The sequence below is a fragment of the Paraburkholderia sp. DD10 genome, assembly GCF_049177125.1.
Lineage (GTDB): Bacteria > Pseudomonadota > Gammaproteobacteria > Burkholderiales > Burkholderiaceae > Paraburkholderia > Paraburkholderia terricola.
Map to the genome: position 1 here is coordinate 495,570 of NZ_CP185393.1, position 16,382 is coordinate 511,951.

At 62.5% G+C, this 16,382-nt stretch carries 17 protein-coding genes and 1 tRNA gene; 5 read left to right on the forward strand and 13 right to left on the reverse strand.

Annotation, left to right across the window (positions count from 1 at the left end):
* Positions 1–224: 224 nt before the first annotated feature.
* The 4 genes from hemP to ACOCG7_RS17650 all read right to left on the reverse strand — a co-directional run bounded on the left by hemP (position 225) and on the right by ACOCG7_RS17650 (position 2,649).
* The gene (hemP, locus tag ACOCG7_RS17635) at positions 225–485 is read right to left on the reverse strand and encodes a hemin uptake protein HemP (RefSeq protein WP_073431427.1); all 261 of its coding nucleotides are present in this window, start codon (positions 483–485) and stop codon (positions 225–227) included.
* 196 nt (positions 486–681) lie between these two features.
* Positions 682–1,164 carry an SRPBCC family protein gene (locus tag ACOCG7_RS17640; protein WP_073431428.1) on the reverse strand — a complete coding sequence of 161 codons (483 nt, stop codon included), beginning with the start codon at positions 1,162–1,164 and terminating at the stop codon, positions 682–684.
* A gap of 47 nt (positions 1,165–1,211) precedes the next feature.
* Entirely contained in the window at positions 1,212–1,610 is a 399-nt protein-coding gene (locus ACOCG7_RS17645; RefSeq protein WP_073431429.1) for an OsmC family protein, read from the reverse strand.
* Between the two features lie 160 nt (positions 1,611–1,770).
* A complete protein-coding gene (locus tag ACOCG7_RS17650) occupies positions 1,771–2,649 on the reverse strand; it encodes a pirin family protein (protein ID WP_073431430.1) in 879 nt (292 codons plus the stop codon).
* Between the two features lie 122 nt (positions 2,650–2,771).
* On the opposite strand from ACOCG7_RS17650, the gene ACOCG7_RS17655 reads away from it, so the two are divergent.
* Complete coding sequence (locus tag ACOCG7_RS17655; protein ID WP_073431431.1) at positions 2,772–3,761, forward strand: LysR family transcriptional regulator; 990 nt, start codon at positions 2,772–2,774, stop codon at positions 3,759–3,761.
* A 367-nt stretch (positions 3,762–4,128) separates the two neighbouring features.
* On the opposite strand, the gene ACOCG7_RS17660 is transcribed toward ACOCG7_RS17655, so the two are convergent.
* From ACOCG7_RS17660 to ACOCG7_RS17700, 9 genes are all read right to left on the reverse strand, one after another.
* A complete protein-coding gene (locus ACOCG7_RS17660; RefSeq protein WP_073431432.1) occupies positions 4,129–4,548 on the reverse strand; it encodes an ExbD/TolR family protein in 420 nt (139 codons plus the stop codon).
* A 16-nt stretch (positions 4,549–4,564) separates the two neighbouring features.
* Positions 4,565–5,296, reverse strand: coding sequence for a MotA/TolQ/ExbB proton channel family protein (locus ACOCG7_RS17665; RefSeq protein ID WP_073431433.1), 732 nt, complete (start codon positions 5,294–5,296; stop codon positions 4,565–4,567).
* 25 nt (positions 5,297–5,321) lie between these two features.
* A complete protein-coding gene (locus tag ACOCG7_RS17670; RefSeq protein ID WP_073431434.1) occupies positions 5,322–6,062 on the reverse strand; it encodes an energy transducer TonB in 741 nt (246 codons plus the stop codon).
* 252 nt (positions 6,063–6,314) lie between these two features.
* The gene (locus tag ACOCG7_RS17675; RefSeq protein WP_073431460.1) at positions 6,315–6,551 is read right to left on the reverse strand and encodes a (2Fe-2S)-binding protein; all 237 of its coding nucleotides are present in this window, start codon (positions 6,549–6,551) and stop codon (positions 6,315–6,317) included.
* Between the two features lie 219 nt (positions 6,552–6,770).
* Positions 6,771–7,658 carry a glutamate racemase gene (gene murI / locus ACOCG7_RS17680; RefSeq protein WP_073431435.1) on the reverse strand — a complete coding sequence of 296 codons (888 nt, stop codon included), beginning with the start codon at positions 7,656–7,658 and terminating at the stop codon, positions 6,771–6,773.
* Between the two features lie 144 nt (positions 7,659–7,802).
* Positions 7,803–8,282: a bacterioferritin gene (gene bfr / locus ACOCG7_RS17685; RefSeq protein WP_073431436.1), complete on the reverse strand. Its 480-nt coding sequence runs from the start codon at positions 8,280–8,282 to the stop codon at positions 7,803–7,805.
* Positions 8,283–8,466: 184 nt separating this feature from the next.
* Entirely contained in the window at positions 8,467–9,990 is a 1,524-nt protein-coding gene (locus ACOCG7_RS17690) for a fumarate hydratase (RefSeq protein WP_073431437.1), read from the reverse strand.
* Between the two features lie 52 nt (positions 9,991–10,042).
* The gene (locus ACOCG7_RS17695; RefSeq protein ID WP_073431461.1) at positions 10,043–10,651 is read right to left on the reverse strand and encodes a TIGR00645 family protein; all 609 of its coding nucleotides are present in this window, start codon (positions 10,649–10,651) and stop codon (positions 10,043–10,045) included.
* Positions 10,652–10,799: 148 nt separating this feature from the next.
* Entirely contained in the window at positions 10,800–10,964 is a 165-nt protein-coding gene (locus tag ACOCG7_RS17700; protein ID WP_159442595.1) for a hypothetical protein, read from the reverse strand.
* Positions 10,965–11,685: 721 nt separating this feature from the next.
* On the opposite strand from ACOCG7_RS17700, the gene acs reads away from it, so the two are divergent.
* The 4 genes from acs (at position 11,686) to ACOCG7_RS17720 (ending at position 16,373) form a co-directional block, all read left to right on the forward strand.
* Positions 11,686–13,668 (forward strand): acetate--CoA ligase, encoded by a 1,983-nt coding sequence (gene acs / locus ACOCG7_RS17705; RefSeq protein ID WP_114163447.1) that lies wholly within the window; start codon positions 11,686–11,688, stop codon positions 13,666–13,668.
* Between the two features lie 149 nt (positions 13,669–13,817).
* A complete protein-coding gene (locus ACOCG7_RS17710; RefSeq protein ID WP_073431438.1) occupies positions 13,818–14,207 on the forward strand; it encodes a DUF4212 domain-containing protein in 390 nt (129 codons plus the stop codon).
* Positions 14,204–16,222: a sodium:solute symporter family protein gene (locus ACOCG7_RS17715; RefSeq protein ID WP_114162155.1), complete on the forward strand. Its 2,019-nt coding sequence runs from the start codon at positions 14,204–14,206 to the stop codon at positions 16,220–16,222. The genes ACOCG7_RS17710 and ACOCG7_RS17715 overlap by 4 nt, the downstream gene beginning before the upstream one ends.
* A 60-nt stretch (positions 16,223–16,282) precedes the next feature.
* A tRNA-Ser gene (locus ACOCG7_RS17720) sits at positions 16,283–16,373 on the forward strand.
* Positions 16,374–16,382: the final 9 nt, after the last annotated feature.

A 16,382-nucleotide genomic window follows, 5' to 3' on the forward strand; every position in this document is an offset into this window, starting at 1 on the left:
GACAACATCCCACGGCTTTTCTTTTCTACATGTGCGATACGCGGCGTTTTCGCGTATCCGCATTGGTTGAGAACCAAAAAAGCGGCCTGGCTGGCTGCGACGGCTGGCTTGGTGTCTGCACGAAGGGGTCTAGTTCTCACGTGCAAGCCGTCGTGGCTGGCTACTGCCTAACACCTCTCGAAGAGGTGGTCCCCACAATACCCGGTACTTACTCTATTCTTTCGTTACTTCGTCAGGATCAGCTTGCCGAGACGCGTGGCGCGCAGCTGATAGGTTTCGCCGTTATGCACGATGCTGACGTGACTATGTCCTTGCAGCAAAGCGTCGCTGCGCACGGCTCGTTCCGACTTCTCGCCTGAACCGTTTGCGCGTTCGGCAGCGGGCTTCGCTGCGGTTACCGTCGCCGCTGGTGCTTTCGGACGGCTGGTTAGCGCGGCCGCCGGGCGGCGCAGACTGAGCGTGGAAGAACGGTTGAGATCGGTCATTCGTTTTTGGCTGTTCGTCGATTCGATGGATGAATTCTAAATGATAACTATTCCTATTTACAAGGAAGAGAAATTCATCGGATTCGACTTTCGATAGTTAGACAAACAGAATGAGCGAGAAGAGGATATCGGCCATCGCGATCGTGGCGCGTCGATGCACAGCAGGCACTAGCATGCGGCGACCGCCGAGCGCGACTCAATGAAGGGGGCCGGGCTCCTGCTTCGTCTGCATGTACTGGCGAATCAACCGTACTGTATCGATGTCGTTCTCGCGATACGCCGACTTCACGATTTCCTGCGTCTGCACCGCGTCCTGATCGTCGGACACGGGAAGTGTGGTGGCGTACTCGAACCGCAGGAAGAGTTGCAGTTCGTCCGGCTGCTCAATGGTCATCGTCAGCGACCCGCCCACGTGGTCTGCGGTCGGCAGGATGTCGTAGCGCACGCTCTGGCTGTCCTGCAGCGTGACGCGGTCACGCACGGTGGCCTGGCCGTAGTGCAGTTCACGTTCAAGTACGTTGCCGTCGCGCGAAAGAATCGTGCAGCTGTCGAGTCCGATCACGAATAGTTGCGGCTGCTCGGCGCGCAACACGAGCCCCTCCCACAGCTGCTCGCGGGTCATCGAGTCGACGAAGGGATTCAACGGGTCGTTGATCTGGATGAGGTGTTCGAAATTCAAAGACGGCTTCCTATCAAAGCGTTGCAATACATATGGCTAGTGCGGTGTCACGCGACAGCGAGGCCCGAGCGGATCGTGATCGAATGCGTGAGGATCTTGTGAACCGGGCACGCATTGGCAATTTGCAAAAGCCGTTCCCGCTGCTCGTCGGACAGGTCACCCTCGAGCACGATCTGACGATCGATGGACGTGCCCGCTTCGCCGGTTTCGATGGCGAGCGTCACGCGCACGTCGGCGAGCGGCCAGCCCTTGCGTTGAGCGTACATCTTCAGCGTGATCGACGTGCAGGCGCCGAGGCTCGAGAGCAGCAGCGAAACAGGCGTCGGCCCGCGATCACCACCGCCGAGCGATTCGGGTTCATCGGCAAGCCACGTGTGTTTGCCGTCGTCGAAAAGTACCTGGAAATTCGTCGAACCGATGTGGGCGGTGACGTTGGGTTCGGCCATGCGCGCTCCTGAATAGGGACGGAAATCGCCGCGCGATACGGCACGTTGTGATTAAACGGCGCGGCGCGCGGCATGAATTGCTATTGTGAACGAATTTACCGGCGTTCGCGCCGTGGCTCACGGGCGGGTGGCAGGTTGGCGCCGAGCTGTCAGCCTCTCATCAATGCGTGATCGCGCCCATGCGCCCCGCCTGGTAGTCGACGACGGCCTGGCGGATCTCGTCTTCCGTGTTCATCACGAACGGGCCGTAGCGCACAACCGGTTCCTTCAGTGGCACGCCCCCCAGGAGCAGCACTTCGAGCGGCTCGGCGCCGGCCGTGAGCGTGACGGTCTCGCCGTCGTTCTGAAACACGACCATTTGCCGCGCGCCGATTTCCTGGCGTGCTTCGCCTTCGCCGTAGAGGCCCTTGCCGGACAAGCTGTAGGCGAACACGCGATAGTCGGCCGGCACCGGCTGCCGGATCGTTGCGCCGGGCTGCAGCGAGAAATGCTGATACAGGATCGGCGTGCGCGTTTCGATCGCGGCTTTCACGCCGAGCGCTTCGCCGGCGATCACTTTGACTCGCACCTTGCCGTCCGCCGAAGTCGCAACCGGAATGCTCGACGACGGCATGTCCTGGTAGCGCGGCGCGATCATCTTGTCGCGACGCGGCAGGTTCACCCAGAGTTGCAAGCCGTGCACGCGCCCGCCGGTGCGCACGAACGACGGGTCCGGCATCTCGCTGTGCACGACGCCCGCGCCCGCGGTCATCCATTGCACATCGCCGGCATGGAGCGTGCCCGAATGGCCCGCCGAATCCTTATGGCCGAACTGGCCCTCCAGCACATAAGTGACCGTCTCGAAGCCGCGGTGCGGATGGTCCGGCGCCCCCTTGGCTTCGCCCGGCGCGTAATCGATCGGCCCCATTTCGTCGAGCAGCAGGAACGGATCGAAATCCATCAGCATGCGGGTCGGGAACGGACGGTGGACGATGAAGCCCCCGCCCTCGGTCGTGCGAACGGCCGGATACGTCCGTTCGATCGTGCGTGTCGTGCTCATCAAATGTCACCTCGAAAAATGGGAATAGCGCTATTTTTGAAACATGGAGCTATTATAGGGACCGTTTTTAGGGGTGCCAGCCGCCGTCATGCAATTGATTGTTCTATTAATGGAACGATGAGATGAAGATCGATTCACACAACCTGAATGACCTGATGTACTTCTCCCAGGTCGTCGAACACGGTGGTTTTTCCGCCGCCGAGCGCGTGCTGGGGATCTCCAAGTCACGCCTATCGCGCCGGCTGACCGAACTTGAGGCGTCGTTGGGCGTGCGTCTGTTACAGCGTTCCACACGCAAGCTGGCGCTGACCGAAGCCGGCCAGCTCTTCTATCAGCACTGTCAGGCGATGCTGAGCGAGGCGCAAGCAGCCGTCAACGTCGTGCAGCAATTGCGCTCGTCGCCGCGCGGCACGGTGCGGGTGAGCGTGCCGGTCACGGTTTCGCAGACCATCCTGTCGCAAATCCTGCCCGAATTCATGCACCGCTTTCCGGAAGTACGCGTGGTGATGCGAGTGACGAACCGCGTGATCGACCTGTTCGAGGATTCGATCGATGTCGCGCTGCGCGTGCGTTCCGATCCGCCCGAAAGCGCGAACATCGTGGTGCGGCCGTTGTGGCGTACGCAGCAGATGCTGGTGGGCGCCCCGAGCCTGTTGCAGCAGAATGCGCCGCCGCTGTTGCCGGCCGATCTCAATCGTTTTGAAACCCTCGACGTGCCGACCGGCGACGGACGCCACGTCTACAACCTGATCGCGCCGGACGGCACACGTCATGCGCATGAACACGAGCCGCGTCTCGTGACCGCCGATCTGATGACGATACGTGAGGCGGTGCTGGCCGGCGTCGGCATCGCCGCGCTGCCGGAGATGATGTACGGCGCATCGTTGCGTGCGGGGCAATTGTCGCCCGTGATGCCGGGCTGGACTTTCCCGACGCCGCAGTTGTACGCGGTATTCGTCTCGCGGCAGGGGATGGTGCCGGCCGTGCGTGCTTTTGTCGATTATCTGGTCGAGATGCTCGATCCGGACGACGGCAAGCACGTCACGGGTGAGTGTCCGGTAAGAGAGGAGAAAAACGCCGCGGCACAGCCGGCGCTCGCGGTTACCTCATAGCCCGCTAAGCCTTCGAGCATCGCTTTTAGCATTTAAGCGCGGCTTGTCATGAGTACTTTCAATGGCGCTTTGCTTGAACGCTTGCGGTCACAGGCCTATAGTGAAATCCCTTCGCTAAGGAGTCTCTTATGCGGAAACTCATGGCCGCTATCATAGCGGGCCTGATAGGGCTGACCGCGCTGTCCGTGTTGAACACGGCTGTCGCATGCGATGATTCGAGCTATCGGTCCTCGACTAATGGCAAATGATCCCGCCGCCCGAAGGCGCCGAGTGCGCACAAAAAAAGGCCTTCATCTGACGATGAAGGCCTTTTACTTTTAGCCCCTGTTTTAAGGGATTTTCTGCAAGGTGAGCGCTACTTCCTCGCTTACTTTCCTTTCGGCTGCGTAACGAAACCAATCTTGGTGAGGCCGCCGGCTTGCGCCGCCGACATCACTTCGGCCACTTTCTCATACGGCACTTTACGATCCGCATCCAGATGGAGTTCAGGTTGCGGGTTCGCTTGCGCGGCCTCTGCAATTTTCACGCGCAACGCCGCGTCGTCGACCTTCCTGTCGTTCCACAACACATTGCCGTCCGCGTCGACGGCGACCGTTACCTGTGCGGGCTTGGTGTCTTCCTTCTGACTGCTGGCATGCGGCAGATCGATTTTGACCGCGTGACGGATCACCGGAATCGTCACCATGAACACGATCAGGAGAACCAGCATCACGTCGACGAGCGGCGTCATGTTGATTTCATTCATCAAGCCGTCGTCATCGTCGCCGGCGAAAGGGCTCATTGCCATCGGAATGCCTCGTCGATCAGTTGGCGCGCGTGGCGAGGCGCAGACCGTCGCCACGTCGCGACGACGACAGGCGCGCGCCCGTCACGAAGAATGCGTGCAGGCCGTGTGCGAAGCGGCTCAGCTTGGCGACGATCGCCTTGTTGGCACGCGTCAAGGCGTTGTAGCCGAGCACCGCCGGAATCGCGACGAACAGACCGAATGCGGTCATGATGAGCGCTTCGCCGACCGGCCCCGCCACCTGATCGATCGACGACTGGCCGCTCGCGCCGATCGCCAGCAGCGCGTGATAGATACCCCACACCGTGCCGAACAGGCCGACGAACGGCGCCGTGCTGCCGATGGAAGCGAGAATCGCGAGACCGCTTTGCATGCGCGCGACGCTTTCATCCATCGTGTCTTTCAGGCAGCGCGTGACCCAGTCCGACACGTCCATGCGATCGTGCAGATGCGGCTGCGTTTGATGATGGTGGTCGGCTGCCTCCTGGCCCGACAGCGCCAGCGCGAGGAACGGATTGTCCTGCGGCGTCGACGAACCGGCGCCGAGCTTCTTCACGCCGTCGGCGAGATCGTCCGAGTGCCAGAACGCCTGCTCGGCGTTCTTCGTGAGACGGTTCAGACGCATCACGTTCCAGCCCTTGATGACGATCACGCTCCACGACAGCACCGACATGATCAACAGCGCGAGCGCGATGCCGCGCGTCACGAAATCCCCTTGCGCCCACACGTGCGCCAATCCGTAGTTTTGCATTGCCATTCCTTTTTTGAAATCTGCTTCAATCGTTCAGATTGAAGTCGTAAGGCTGAGTGTACGCAGCGCGAATTGGCTGGCCGTTCTCGAGATAAGGCTTGCAGGCGCTCGCGTGCACGGCGGCGAGCGCGGCGTCGTCGAGACGGCTGAAGCCGCTGCTCTTTTTCAGTTCGATGTTTTCGAGCTTGCCGGTCAGGCCGACCACGAACTTCACATACGCGGTGCCCGTTTCGCCGCGGCGCTTCGAGAGCGACGGATAGTCGGGCTTGGCGATGTTGCAGTCGAGGTGCGAGACGTTCTTCGGCGCGGTGATTTCCATCGTCTGGCGCGAGATTGCCGGCGCGGCCTGAGCGGGCGGCGCGGCGGGTGCCGGGGGCGCGGGCGGCGTCGGATCGGCAGCCGCGACAGGCGTGGGCGATGGCGTGGCGGCCTGCGGCAACGGTGTAGGCGCCGGCTTGGGCGTTGGCGTCGGTTTCGGCTGGACCTTCGGCTTCGTGCGCACGGGCGGCGTGGGCGTGGGCGGCGGCGGGGCCACCGATTGAACCGCGACGGGCGCGGCGACCGGTGCCGGTGGCAGCAATTGCGCGGTCATGACGCGCGATTCGAGTTGCGGCTGCACGACGGGGTCATGGCGCAGCGTCAGCACGACGGCAAGCAGAGCGACGTGAATCGCCGCAACCATGGCGGTCGCGGTCAGGACGCGGGAATTCATTCGGTTGGGTGATGCCGGCGAGGCGCCGGCTGAAACGGTATGCGAGGCCTGCATGTTAGCGTGGCGGCGCGCTGTCGGTACAGCGCCTCAGACAAGACATCGTCATGTTCGGAAGATCAGCAGCGAAATGAACAAGGTAGTCACGAAACCAATCAGCAATTCCATCTCGAACTCCATTTGATGGTGAGCGGGGTAGCTGGCTGGTACGGATACTGGCTTGCTGACGGCAGTGGGTTAAGGGGAAAAGCACCAACGAAACGGGCGAAGCAGCAAGGCGCGGCTCGGGCCGCGCCTCGCAATCTCGACTCAGGCCGCCTTGCGTTCGTAAAACGTCAGCGGGACCGCCTGCGAATGGTGCTCCACGCCGCAGCGGCTTGCGCACACGCCGCTTTGCATCATGACGTCACGGACGGAATCGGCGCATTTGCCACAGCACGAAGCGACGCCTAACTCGAACTGCAGTTCGTCGAATGAATCGACGCCTTCCGCGATCGAAGCACGGATCGTTCGGTCAGAAACAGACTTGCAGACACAGACAATCATGGTGGGCGTCATAGCTAACGTTAATGCGAATTATTATCATTTTGTTCGGCCCATTTGGCAAGCACCCTGCGCGTTTTTTTGTAACAAAACCAGATTGTTAGAAGGGTTTCGCGTCGGAGGGCGCTATGCGGCGTGAATGGTCCAAGGACGGAAAAACGTCCGAATCCGCTCAAAATGCCGAGGTGAGCCGCGTGGCGCGCCTCGGCGCACTAGCGACGTTCAGGCGGCTTGGGAATCTGGCGCTGCCGTACGGGGCGAGGGGATCGACACCTGTTCGACCGTTGTGTCGATATGCAGCAGCGTGGCGGCGAGTTGTTGTTGATGGGTACCGTCGCCGGTCGAATAAAAACGGGGCGGAACCGATCCAGCGCCTTGCGGCGGAGCGCGCAGGCCATGCTGTTCCAGCACGCGTTCCAATTGGCGCGCGATAGCGACGCTCGTGTCGATCAGCATCAGCCGGTCACCGACGATGTCGCGGATCGCCGCATCGAGAAACGGATAGTGGGTGCAGCCGAGCACCAGCGTATCGGCGCCGGCGTCGAGCATGGGCTGCAGGTAGCCGCGCAGGAGCGCGCGCAATTCGTCGGACCCGACATCGCAGCGCTCCACCGCCTGCACGAGCCCGTGGCCCGGCTGGCAGAGAAAACGGCAATCGGAAGCGTAGCGTTCGAGCAGCGCCTGGAAGCGCGCGCTACGCAATGTCACTTGCGTGGCGAGCACGCCGGCGACGCGGGTTTTGGACTGCAGCGCGGCCGGCTTGACGCCCGGTTCGACGCCCACCAGGGGAATCGGCAGCTTTTCGCGCACCAGCGCGATCGACTGCGCGGTCGCCGTATTACAGGCAACCACCAAGGCTTTCGCGCCTTGCTTGACGAGCCATTCGCCGATCGCGAGGGTACGGTCGGCGATGAAATCGTCGTCGCGCTCGCCGTAGGGTGCGTAGAGCGAGTCGGCGGCATACAGAATCGCCTCGTCGGGCAGTTGGGCGCGAACCGCCCGCAACACAGACAAACCACCCAGACCCGAATCGAAAATGCCGACCGGCGCGTGTGAGCCGGCATTGGAAACGCTAGCCGAAGCATTCGGAGACGTTGATTCCGCGGACATAGGCGAAGAGGACACGCGTGGCACGGCGGTCAAGTGAGACTCGAGAGAACGGGGAAGTGCGCAAGTATATCGCCCGCGCGGCGCAGGTTCACTCGCATGAACGGTCTCACGAGCCGACGCGCGCGCTGGTTCAGCTTGGTTCGATCAGGACTCGATCGAACCCATGCCGGTTTGCTGATAGTTTTGAATGCCGACCTTGTCGATCAGATCCAGTTGCGTTTCTAGCCAGTCGATATGTTCTTCCGTGTCGTCGAGAATCTTGGTGAAGATTTCGCGCGAGATGAAATCGCGAACCGATTCGCAATAGGCGATCGCTTCCTTACACGTGGACTGTGAAATCTGCTCGAGCTTCAAATCGCATTCGAGGATTTCCTTGGTCTCCTCGCCGATCAGCAGCTTGTGCAGGTCTTGCAGATTCGGCAGGCCGTCGAGCATGAAAATACGTTCGATGAGCCAGTCGGCGTGTTTCATTTCACCGATGGATTCGTCGTATTCATGCTTGCCGAGCTTATCGAGGCCCCAGTGCTTGTACATCCGCGCATGCAGGAAGTACTGATTGATGGCGGTGAGCTCGTTTTTCAGTTGAGCATTCAGATACTCGATGACTTTCTTGTCGCCTTGCATGGTGATTCCTTATGGGGACTTTGAATTTCCAACAACAATAAACGCCACGCCTGAAAAAGCCAAGGGAACAGAAGCATCTTTTGACATTGTCCCCGGCATCACGCGTCCCGCCTCGCGCGGCAATGAAAAAGCCGGGACTGCGAGCCCCGGCTTTTTCAAAAACATGACAGGCGCTACAGGCGAATCAAACCGTCGCGACCGGAATCTTGCCGATCTTCGCCTGCCATTCCTTCGGGCCGGTCTGGTGCACGGAGGTGCCGTTCGAATCGACGGCGACCGTCACCGGCATGTCCTGCACGTCGAATTCGTAGATCGCTTCCATGCCGAGGTCTTCGAATGCGAGGACCTTGGCGCTGCGAATCGCCTTCGACACGAGATACGCGGCGCCGCCCACGGCCATCAGATACGCGGCCTTGTGCTTCTTGATCGCCTCGATGGCGACCGGGCCGCGCTCCGCCTTGCCGATCATCGAAATCAGGCCGGTTTGCGACAACATCGTCTCGGTGAACTTGTCCATGCGCGTGGCGGTGGTCGGACCCGCCGGGCCGACTGCTTCGTCGCGCACCGGATCGACCGGGCCGACGTAGTAGATCACGCGGTTGGTGAAGTCGACCGGCAGCTTTTCGCCCTTGGCCAGCATGTCGGCGATGCGCTTGTGCGCCGCGTCGCGGCCCGTCAGCATCTTGCCCGACAACAGCAGCGTCTGGCCCGGCTTCCAGCCCGCGACTTCTTCCGGCGTCAGCGTGTTCAGGTCGACCCGCTTGCTGGTTTCCGTATTCGGTTCCCACTGCACTTTCGGCCATGCGTCGAGCGACGGCGCTTCGAGCTTCGCGACGCCCGAGCCGTCGAGCGTGAAGTGCGCGTGACGCGTGGCCGCGCAGTTCGGGATGATCGCGATCGGCTTGGACGCGGCGTGCGTCGGCGCGGCCATGATCTTCACGTCGAGCACAGTGGCGAGACCGCCGAGACCTTGCGCGCCGATGCCGAGCGCGTTGACCTTCTCGTGCAGTTCCACGCGCAGTTCCTCGATCCAGTCTTTCGGGCCGCGTGCGATCACGTCCTGAATGTCGATCGGATCCGTCAGCGATTCCTTCGCCATCACCATCGCCTTTTCGGCGGTGCCGCCGATGCCGATGCCGAGCATGCCCGGCGGGCACCAGCCCGCGCCCATCGTCGGCACGGTCTTGAGGATCCAGTCGACGATCGAGTCCGACGGATTCAGCATCGCGAACTTCGACTTGTTCTCGGAGCCGCCGCCCTTGGCCGCGACCTGCACGTCGACTTTATCGCCCGGCACGATCTCGTAGTGGATCACGGCCGGCGTGTTGTCTTTCGTGTTCTTACGCGCGCCTTCCGGCGGACTGACGATCGACGCGCGCAGCACGTTGTCCGGGTTCAGATAACCGCGGCGCACGCCTTCGTTGATCATGTCGGTGACGCCCATCGTCGCGCCGTCCCAACGCACGTCCATGCCGACCTTCACGAATACCGTGACGATGCCGGTGTCCTGGCAGATCGGGCGCTTGCCTTCCGCGCACATGCGGCTGTTGGTGAGAATCTGCGCGATCGCGTCTTTCGCGGCCGGGCTCTGCTCGAGTTCGTACGCGCGGCCCAAGGCCTGGATGTAGTCGAGCGGATGGTAGTAGCTGATGTACTGAAGCGAATCGGCAATGCTCTGAATCAGATCTTCCTGTTTGATGACGGTCATGGCTAGCTCAGTGGGGGACGGTGCGCTTTTTTCTGTTCGCAGGGCAGTGCGGTCAGTCGTGCGCTTTCATGGGAGTGGAACCGGTCGAACCCACGGCGTGCAGCGCCACGGGTTCCTGAAAATGCTTGGGATGCGTATGCGTGGTCAGGCGGTCGACGAATGCCATGACGAGCGCCGAGACGAGGAACGCGACGTGAATGATCACCTGCCACATGATCGCGTGCGTCGTATTCTGGTCGGGGCTGATGAAGGTCTTCAACAGATGGATCGACGAGATGCTGATCAGCGCCATCGACAGCTTCACCTTCAGCACGCCGGCGTTCACGTGATCGAGCCATTCCGGCTCGTCGGGATGACCCTCGACGCCCAGGCGCGACACGAAGGTTTCATACCCGCCGACGATCACCATGATCAGCAGGTTCGAGATCATCACCACGTCGATGAGGCCGAGCACGACCAGCATGATGTTGGTTTCGTCGAGCGTCAACGACGCCGAGACGAGATGCCAGACTTCCTTCAGAAAGAGCACGACGTAGACGCCCTGGGCCACGATCAGGCCCAGATAGAGCGGCACCTGCAGCCAGCGGCTCATGAAGATGACGGCGGGGAGCGGCGCCATGCGGCGGCGCTGAAAGGCGGAGTCGGGTCGCGAAGCGGACATAGGCAAGAGTCGGATGAAACGCAGGTGACGGAACACGGACCAGGGCGCCGACCCGTCGCGCGAACCACGCGCCCGAATCAGGCAGGCAAACCAGGGATAGACGGCGCGGCGCGGCCCCGGCGGGCCGATGAAGCTCGCGTCAGGCGCGCTATTGTACAGCGTCGGCTGAATTTGCTGCATTGCGGAGGGCGGGGCGCCGCTTGCCATTCAGGCTCGCCAGGCCGATGCCGGCGATACCGCAGACGAGCGGGATGTCATGCGCGAGCGCGGGCTGCTTGCCGGGGAAAACGATGCCGCGGATCGCCGCGGGCATTCGCGGCGCTACTAGCGTGCCGCACGCCGCTCAGCATCGCTAGCGTAAACCCGAGGATAGTGGCCCGCGCCTGCGGAAACAGATCGAGCCATTCATCGCGCTTGACCTGGCGCAGCTTTGCCATGCGCGACAGCGGCCACACTACAGCACACTACGGCCATCGCTATCATGAAGCGCGGCGGCGCGAACAAAGCGACGCGGACAAACTCGACGCGCTATTTGCCGATTCCGAATTGCCGCCGAGGTCATGCGAAGCCAGGAATCGCGATTCAAGCTGGAGTCGGAGCGGTTAGTTCAGTTAGGATTGTGAGAGGCCGCGCGGGCGAGCGTGATGGCGTGCTCGTCCTTGCGGGTTCGAGCGCATGAATGCGGCCCTGACGCGTAGCATGCGTTGCGCATCCGTTGGGCTGCTTTGAATGCGCCGTGCGAACCGTCTAAGGGTTTTCGCGGGCAAGCCGGCGCGCCTCGCGTAAGTGGCCGGTAAGTTGCAGCGTTTATGTTTGAGCACGAGAGCGGGACGCGCGTCGCACGCATTCATGTGGTGTTGCCACATGAATGACGATGCCGGCAACGGACCGCGGCGCGGCGATCGTCGATCGGCGCGCGAGGGTTGGAGACAGCGCGCCGCGCATCGGTCCCTGAGCGCGGCGTCGACATGACAGGGCGTGCCAACGGCGCGCCGGCACAGGTTTTACGTTTCATCTTCACCAAGGGGTTGTCGATGTCTGCGATTGAATCGGTTCTTCAGGAACGCCGTGTTTTCCCGCCCTCCGCTGAAGCCGCGGCTGGTGCGGCCGTCTCCGGCATGGACGCGTACCGGGCGCTCGCCGCCGAAGCGGAACGCGATTACGAAGGTTTCTGGGGGCGCCTCGCTCGCGAGACGCTAAGCTGGAACACGCCTTTCACCAAGGTGCTCGACGAGTCGAACGCGCCGTTCTATACATGGTTCGAAGACGGCCAGCTGAATGCGTCGTATAACAGCCTCGACCGTCACGTCGAAGCCGGCAATGGTGAGCGCGTCGCGATCATTTTCGAAGCCGACGACGGCACCGTCACCAACATCACCTATCAGGAACTGCTGCAACGCGTATCGCGCTTTGCGAACGCGTTGAAAAAGCGCGGCGTGAAGAAGGGTGACCGTGTCGTGATCTACATCCCCATGTCGATCGAAGGCATCGTCGTGATGCAGGCTTGCGCGCGCATCGGCGCCACGCACTCGGTCGTGTTCGGCGGCTTCTCGTCGAAGTCGCTGAACGAGCGGCTGGTCGACGTGGGCGCCGTCGCGCTCATCACGTCCGATGAACAGATGCGCGGCGGCAAAGCCTTGCCGCTCAAGAACATCGCCGACGAAGCCCTCGCGATGGGCGGCTGCGAAGCGGTCAAGAGCGTGATCGTGTACAAGCGCACCGGCGGCAAGATCGCATGGAACGAAGGCCGCGATTTGTGGATGCACGAGATCGCGCAAGCCGAATCCGATCAATGCCCGCCCGAGTGGGTCGGCGCCGAGCATCCGCTCTTCATTCTCTACACCTCCGGCTCGACGGGCAAACCCAAGGGCGTGCAGCACAGCACCGGCGGCTATCTGCTGTGGGCCGCGCAGACCATGAAGTGGACCTTCGACTGGAAGTCCACGGACGTGTTCTGGTGCACCGCCGACATCGGCTGGATCACCGGCCATAGCTACATCACGTATGGTCCGTTGACGCTCGGCGGCACCCAGGTCGTGTTCGAAGGCGTGCCCACTTATCCGAACGCCGGCCGCTTCTGGGACATGATCGCCAGGCACAAGGTCTCGCTGTTCTATACCGCGCCCACCGCGATCCGCTCGCTGATCAAGGCCGCCGAAGCCGACGAGAAAGTGCATCCGAAGAGCTATGACCTGTCGTCGCTGCGCATCATCGGCACGGTCGGCGAGCCGATCAATCCCGAGGCGTGGGTGTGGTATCACGAGAACGTCGGCGGCGGGCGCTGCCCGATCGTCGATACGTGGTGGCAGACCGAAACCGGCGGCCACATGATCACGCCGCTGCCGGGCGCCACGCCGCTCGTGCCGGGTTCGTGCACGCTGCCGCTGCCGGGCATCATGGCGGCGGTCGTCGACGAGACCGGCCAGGACGTGCCGAACGGGCAGGGCGGCATTCTGGTGGTGAAGCGTCCGTGGCCGTCGATGCTGCGCAACGTGTGGGGCGATCCGGACCGCTACAAGAAGAGCTACTTCCCCGAGGAACTGGGCGGCACGCTGTATCTCGCCGGCGACGGCGCGGTGCGCGACAAGGAAACCGGCTACTTCACGATCATGGGCCGCATCGACGACGTGCTCAACGTGTCGGGCCACCGTCTCGGCACGATGGAGATCGAATCGGCGCTGGTGTCCAATCCGCTGGTGGCTGAAGCGGCCGTGGTGGGCCGTCCCGATGCGACGACCGGCGAAGCCGTGTGCGCATTCGTCGTGCTCAAGCGCGCACGTCCGGAAGGCGAGGAAGCGGTGAAGCTCGCCAACGAACTGCGCAACTGGGTCGGCAAGGAGATCGGTCCGATCGCCAAGCCCAAGGACATCCGCTTCGGCGAGAATCTGCCGAAGACGCGTTCGGGCAAGATCATGCGCCGCCTGCTGCGCTCGCTTGCGAAAGGCGAGGCCATCACCCAGGATGTGTCCACGCTGGAGAACCCGGCGATTCTCGATCAGCTCGGCGAGTCGCTCTGAGCTTGGGTTTGCCGGGGCTTCGGGCGAGGGCGTACAGGACTAAGCGCCCTTGCTCTTGCCCCAGGCGCCGACCGCTTGAATCAGGCCGTTAAAGCCACCGCGCGGACAATCCCGATTGCCTGCCCGGTGGCTTTTTGATACATAGGCGCATGGCCGCGCCGCACCACTCCTCTCATGTTCCGCTGAATCCCGCGCCCGAACCGCCCACGGTCTCGGCGGTGATGGCGCGCGCGCATCAAAGCTATTGGCGCTTCAATCTCGCGTTGATTGCGACATTGATGACGCTGGGCTTCACGGTGTCGTTCGTGTTGCCGCTGGTTGCGCCGGCGTTGGCGCATCTGCGCGTCGATGGCTTCAGGCTGCCTTTTTACTTCGGCGCGCAAGGGGCGATTCTGATCTACCTGGCGCTCATCGGCGTGTATATCGTGCTGATGCAGCGTGCCGACCGCCGTCTGCAACGCGCATTCGACGCGGATGTTCGTGCCAGCGCCGATGCCGACGTTCGTCCCGGCGCCGACGCCCGGATACCGAGCCGATGAAGCTCGCGAACCGGCTGATCCGCTCCTACGCGTTCTATACGCTCGGCTTCCTGCTATTCATCTATGTGATGTGGCGCATCGAGCGCAGCACCGGCCCCGGCGTGTGGATCGGCTATGTGTTCCTGTTCGTGCCGATCGCGGTGTACGCGGTGATCGGCTTGCTGTCGCGCACGTCCGACCTCGTCGAATACTACGTCGCGGGGCGGCGCGTGCCGTCCGCCTTCAACGGCATGGCGACGGCCGCCGACTGGCTCTCGGCCGCCTCGTTCATCGGTCTCGCCGGTTCGATCTATGCGACCGGCTACGACGGTCTCGCGTATGTGATGGGCTGGACCGGCGGCTATTGCCTCGTCGCGTTCCTGCTCGCGCCGTACGTGCGCAAGCTCGCGCGCTACACGATTCCCGATTTCCTCGGCACGCGCTTTTCGAGCAACGCGGTGCGCGGCCTCGCCGCGTTGGCGGCGATCCTGTGCTCGTTCGTCTATCTGGTCGCGCAGCTCCAGGGCGTCGGATTGATCGCGACGCGCTTTATCGGCGTGGATTTCACAGTCGGCATTTTCTGTGGACTCGCCGGCATTCTGGTGTGCTCGTTTCTCGGCGGCATGCGGGCGGTGACGTGGACCCAGGTCGCACAATACATCATCCTGATCGCGGCGATCCTGATTCCCGTGTCGATGATCGCGCACAAGGAGGGCCTCGGCTGGTTCCCGCAATTCAACTACGGACACTTGATGCAGCGCGTGGAAGGTCTCGAGAAACAGGTGCGCGACGCGCCGCTCGAACAGACCGTACGCGACGATTACCGGCGGCGCGCCGCGCTGATGCAGGTGCGGCTCGATACCTTGCCGCAATCGTTCGTCGACGAGAAGCAGCGTCTCGTGCAGGAAGTCGCGGACTTGCGCCGCCGCAACGGTCCGCTGCGCGAGATCAAGGAGCGCGAAAGGGCGCTCGAACGTTTTCCCCGCGATGCCGCCGCCGCGCAGGTCGTGTGGAGTCAGCGCCGCGACGAAATGCTGATGCGCGCGGCCGCGCCGGTGCCGATGCATGAACCGTTTCCCAGCGCGAGCGCCGACGAGCGGCGCACGCACGAGCGCAATTTTCTTTCGCTGCTGCTGTGCCTGTCGCTCGGCACGGCGAGCTTGCCGCATATCCTCACGCGCTACAACACGACGACCTCGGTGGCGTCCGCGCGACGCTCGGTCGGCTGGACGCTGTTCTTCGTCGCGCTGTTTTATCTGACCGTGCCCGTGCTGGCCGTGCTGATCAAGTACGAGATATTGACCGACCTGGTCGGCCATCACTTTGCCGATCTGCCGCAGTGGGTCACGCAATGGCGCAAGGTCGAGCCGAGCCTGATCAGTCTCGCCGATACGAACGGCGACGGCATCGTGCGCTGGAGCGAGATTCAGATGCAGCCGGATATGGTCGTGCTCGCCGCGCCTGAAATCGCGGGGCTGCCGTATGTGATGTCCGGGCTGATCGCCGCGGGAGCGCTGGCCGCGGCGCTCTCGACCGCGGACGGCTTGCTGCTGACGATCGCCAATGCGCTATCGCACGACGTGTATTACCACATGGTCGATCCTGGCGCATCGAGTCAACGGCGCGTGACGATTTCAAAGATTCTGCTGTTGGGGGTGGCACTGTTCGCGTCGTATGTGGCGTCGCTCAATACGGGGAACATTCTGTTTCTGGTGGGCGCGGCGTTTTCGCTGGCGGCCTCGAGCCTCTTTCCGGTGCTGGTGCTGGGGGTCTTCTGGAAGCGCACCACGCGGCTTGGCGCGGTGGCGGGCATGGTGGCGGGGCTGGTGGTGTGCATCTATTACATCGTCTCGACGTACCCGTTCTTCACGCAGTTGACGGGTTTCGCGGGCGCGCGATGGTTCGGCATCGAGCCGATCAGTTCGGGCGTGTTCGGTGTGCCGGCTGGCTTTCTGGTGGCGATCGGCGTGAGTCTGGTGGATCGGAAACCGGATGCGTATACGCGGGCGCTGGTGGATTACATCCGGCATCCCTGACCGGCTTTCCGGAGAGGAGTGGCGCGGGGCGTGAAGTTTGCTATAATTCGGCTCCCCGCCGGAGAGATGGATGAGCGGTTTAAGTCGCACGCCTGGAAAGCGTGTATAGGTTAATAGCCTATCCGGGGTTCGAATCCCCGTCTCTCCGCCAGGACATCAC

What these genes read in the sequence shown, in the direction of transcription:
- hemP (WP_073431427.1), bottom strand. Translation starts at nt 485, where the DNA reads ATGACCGATCTCAACCGTTCTTCCACGCTCAGTCTGCGCCGCCCGGCG.
- ACOCG7_RS17645 (WP_073431429.1), bottom strand. Translation starts at nt 1,610, where the DNA reads ATGGCCGAACCCAACGTCACCGCCCACATCGGTTCGACGAATTTCCAG.
- ACOCG7_RS17650 (WP_073431430.1), bottom strand. Translation starts at nt 2,649, where the DNA reads ATGAGCACGACACGCACGATCGAACGGACGTATCCGGCCGTTCGCACG.
- ACOCG7_RS17655 (WP_073431431.1), top strand. Translation starts at nt 2,772, where the DNA reads ATGAAGATCGATTCACACAACCTGAATGACCTGATGTACTTCTCCCAG.
- ACOCG7_RS17660 (WP_073431432.1), bottom strand. Translation starts at nt 4,548, where the DNA reads ATGGCAATGAGCCCTTTCGCCGGCGACGATGACGACGGCTTGATGAAT.
- ACOCG7_RS17665 (WP_073431433.1), bottom strand. Translation starts at nt 5,296, where the DNA reads ATGCAAAACTACGGATTGGCGCACGTGTGGGCGCAAGGGGATTTCGTG.
- ACOCG7_RS17670 (WP_073431434.1), bottom strand. Translation starts at nt 6,062, where the DNA reads ATGCAGGCCTCGCATACCGTTTCAGCCGGCGCCTCGCCGGCATCACCC.
- ACOCG7_RS17675 (WP_073431460.1), bottom strand. Translation starts at nt 6,551, where the DNA reads ATGATTGTCTGTGTCTGCAAGTCTGTTTCTGACCGAACGATCCGTGCT.
- murI (WP_073431435.1), bottom strand. Translation starts at nt 7,658, where the DNA reads ATGTCCGCGGAATCAACGTCTCCGAATGCTTCGGCTAGCGTTTCCAAT.
- bfr (WP_073431436.1), bottom strand. Translation starts at nt 8,282, where the DNA reads ATGCAAGGCGACAAGAAAGTCATCGAGTATCTGAATGCTCAACTGAAA.
- ACOCG7_RS17690 (WP_073431437.1), bottom strand. Translation starts at nt 9,990, where the DNA reads ATGACCGTCATCAAACAGGAAGATCTGATTCAGAGCATTGCCGATTCG.
- ACOCG7_RS17695 (WP_073431461.1), bottom strand. Translation starts at nt 10,651, where the DNA reads ATGTCCGCTTCGCGACCCGACTCCGCCTTTCAGCGCCGCCGCATGGCG.
- ACOCG7_RS17700 (WP_159442595.1), bottom strand. Translation starts at nt 10,964, where the DNA reads ATGCCCGCGGCGATCCGCGGCATCGTTTTCCCCGGCAAGCAGCCCGCG.
- acs (WP_114163447.1), top strand. Translation starts at nt 11,686, where the DNA reads ATGTCTGCGATTGAATCGGTTCTTCAGGAACGCCGTGTTTTCCCGCCC.
- ACOCG7_RS17710 (WP_073431438.1), top strand. Translation starts at nt 13,818, where the DNA reads ATGGCCGCGCCGCACCACTCCTCTCATGTTCCGCTGAATCCCGCGCCC.
- ACOCG7_RS17715 (WP_114162155.1), top strand. Translation starts at nt 14,204, where the DNA reads ATGAAGCTCGCGAACCGGCTGATCCGCTCCTACGCGTTCTATACGCTC.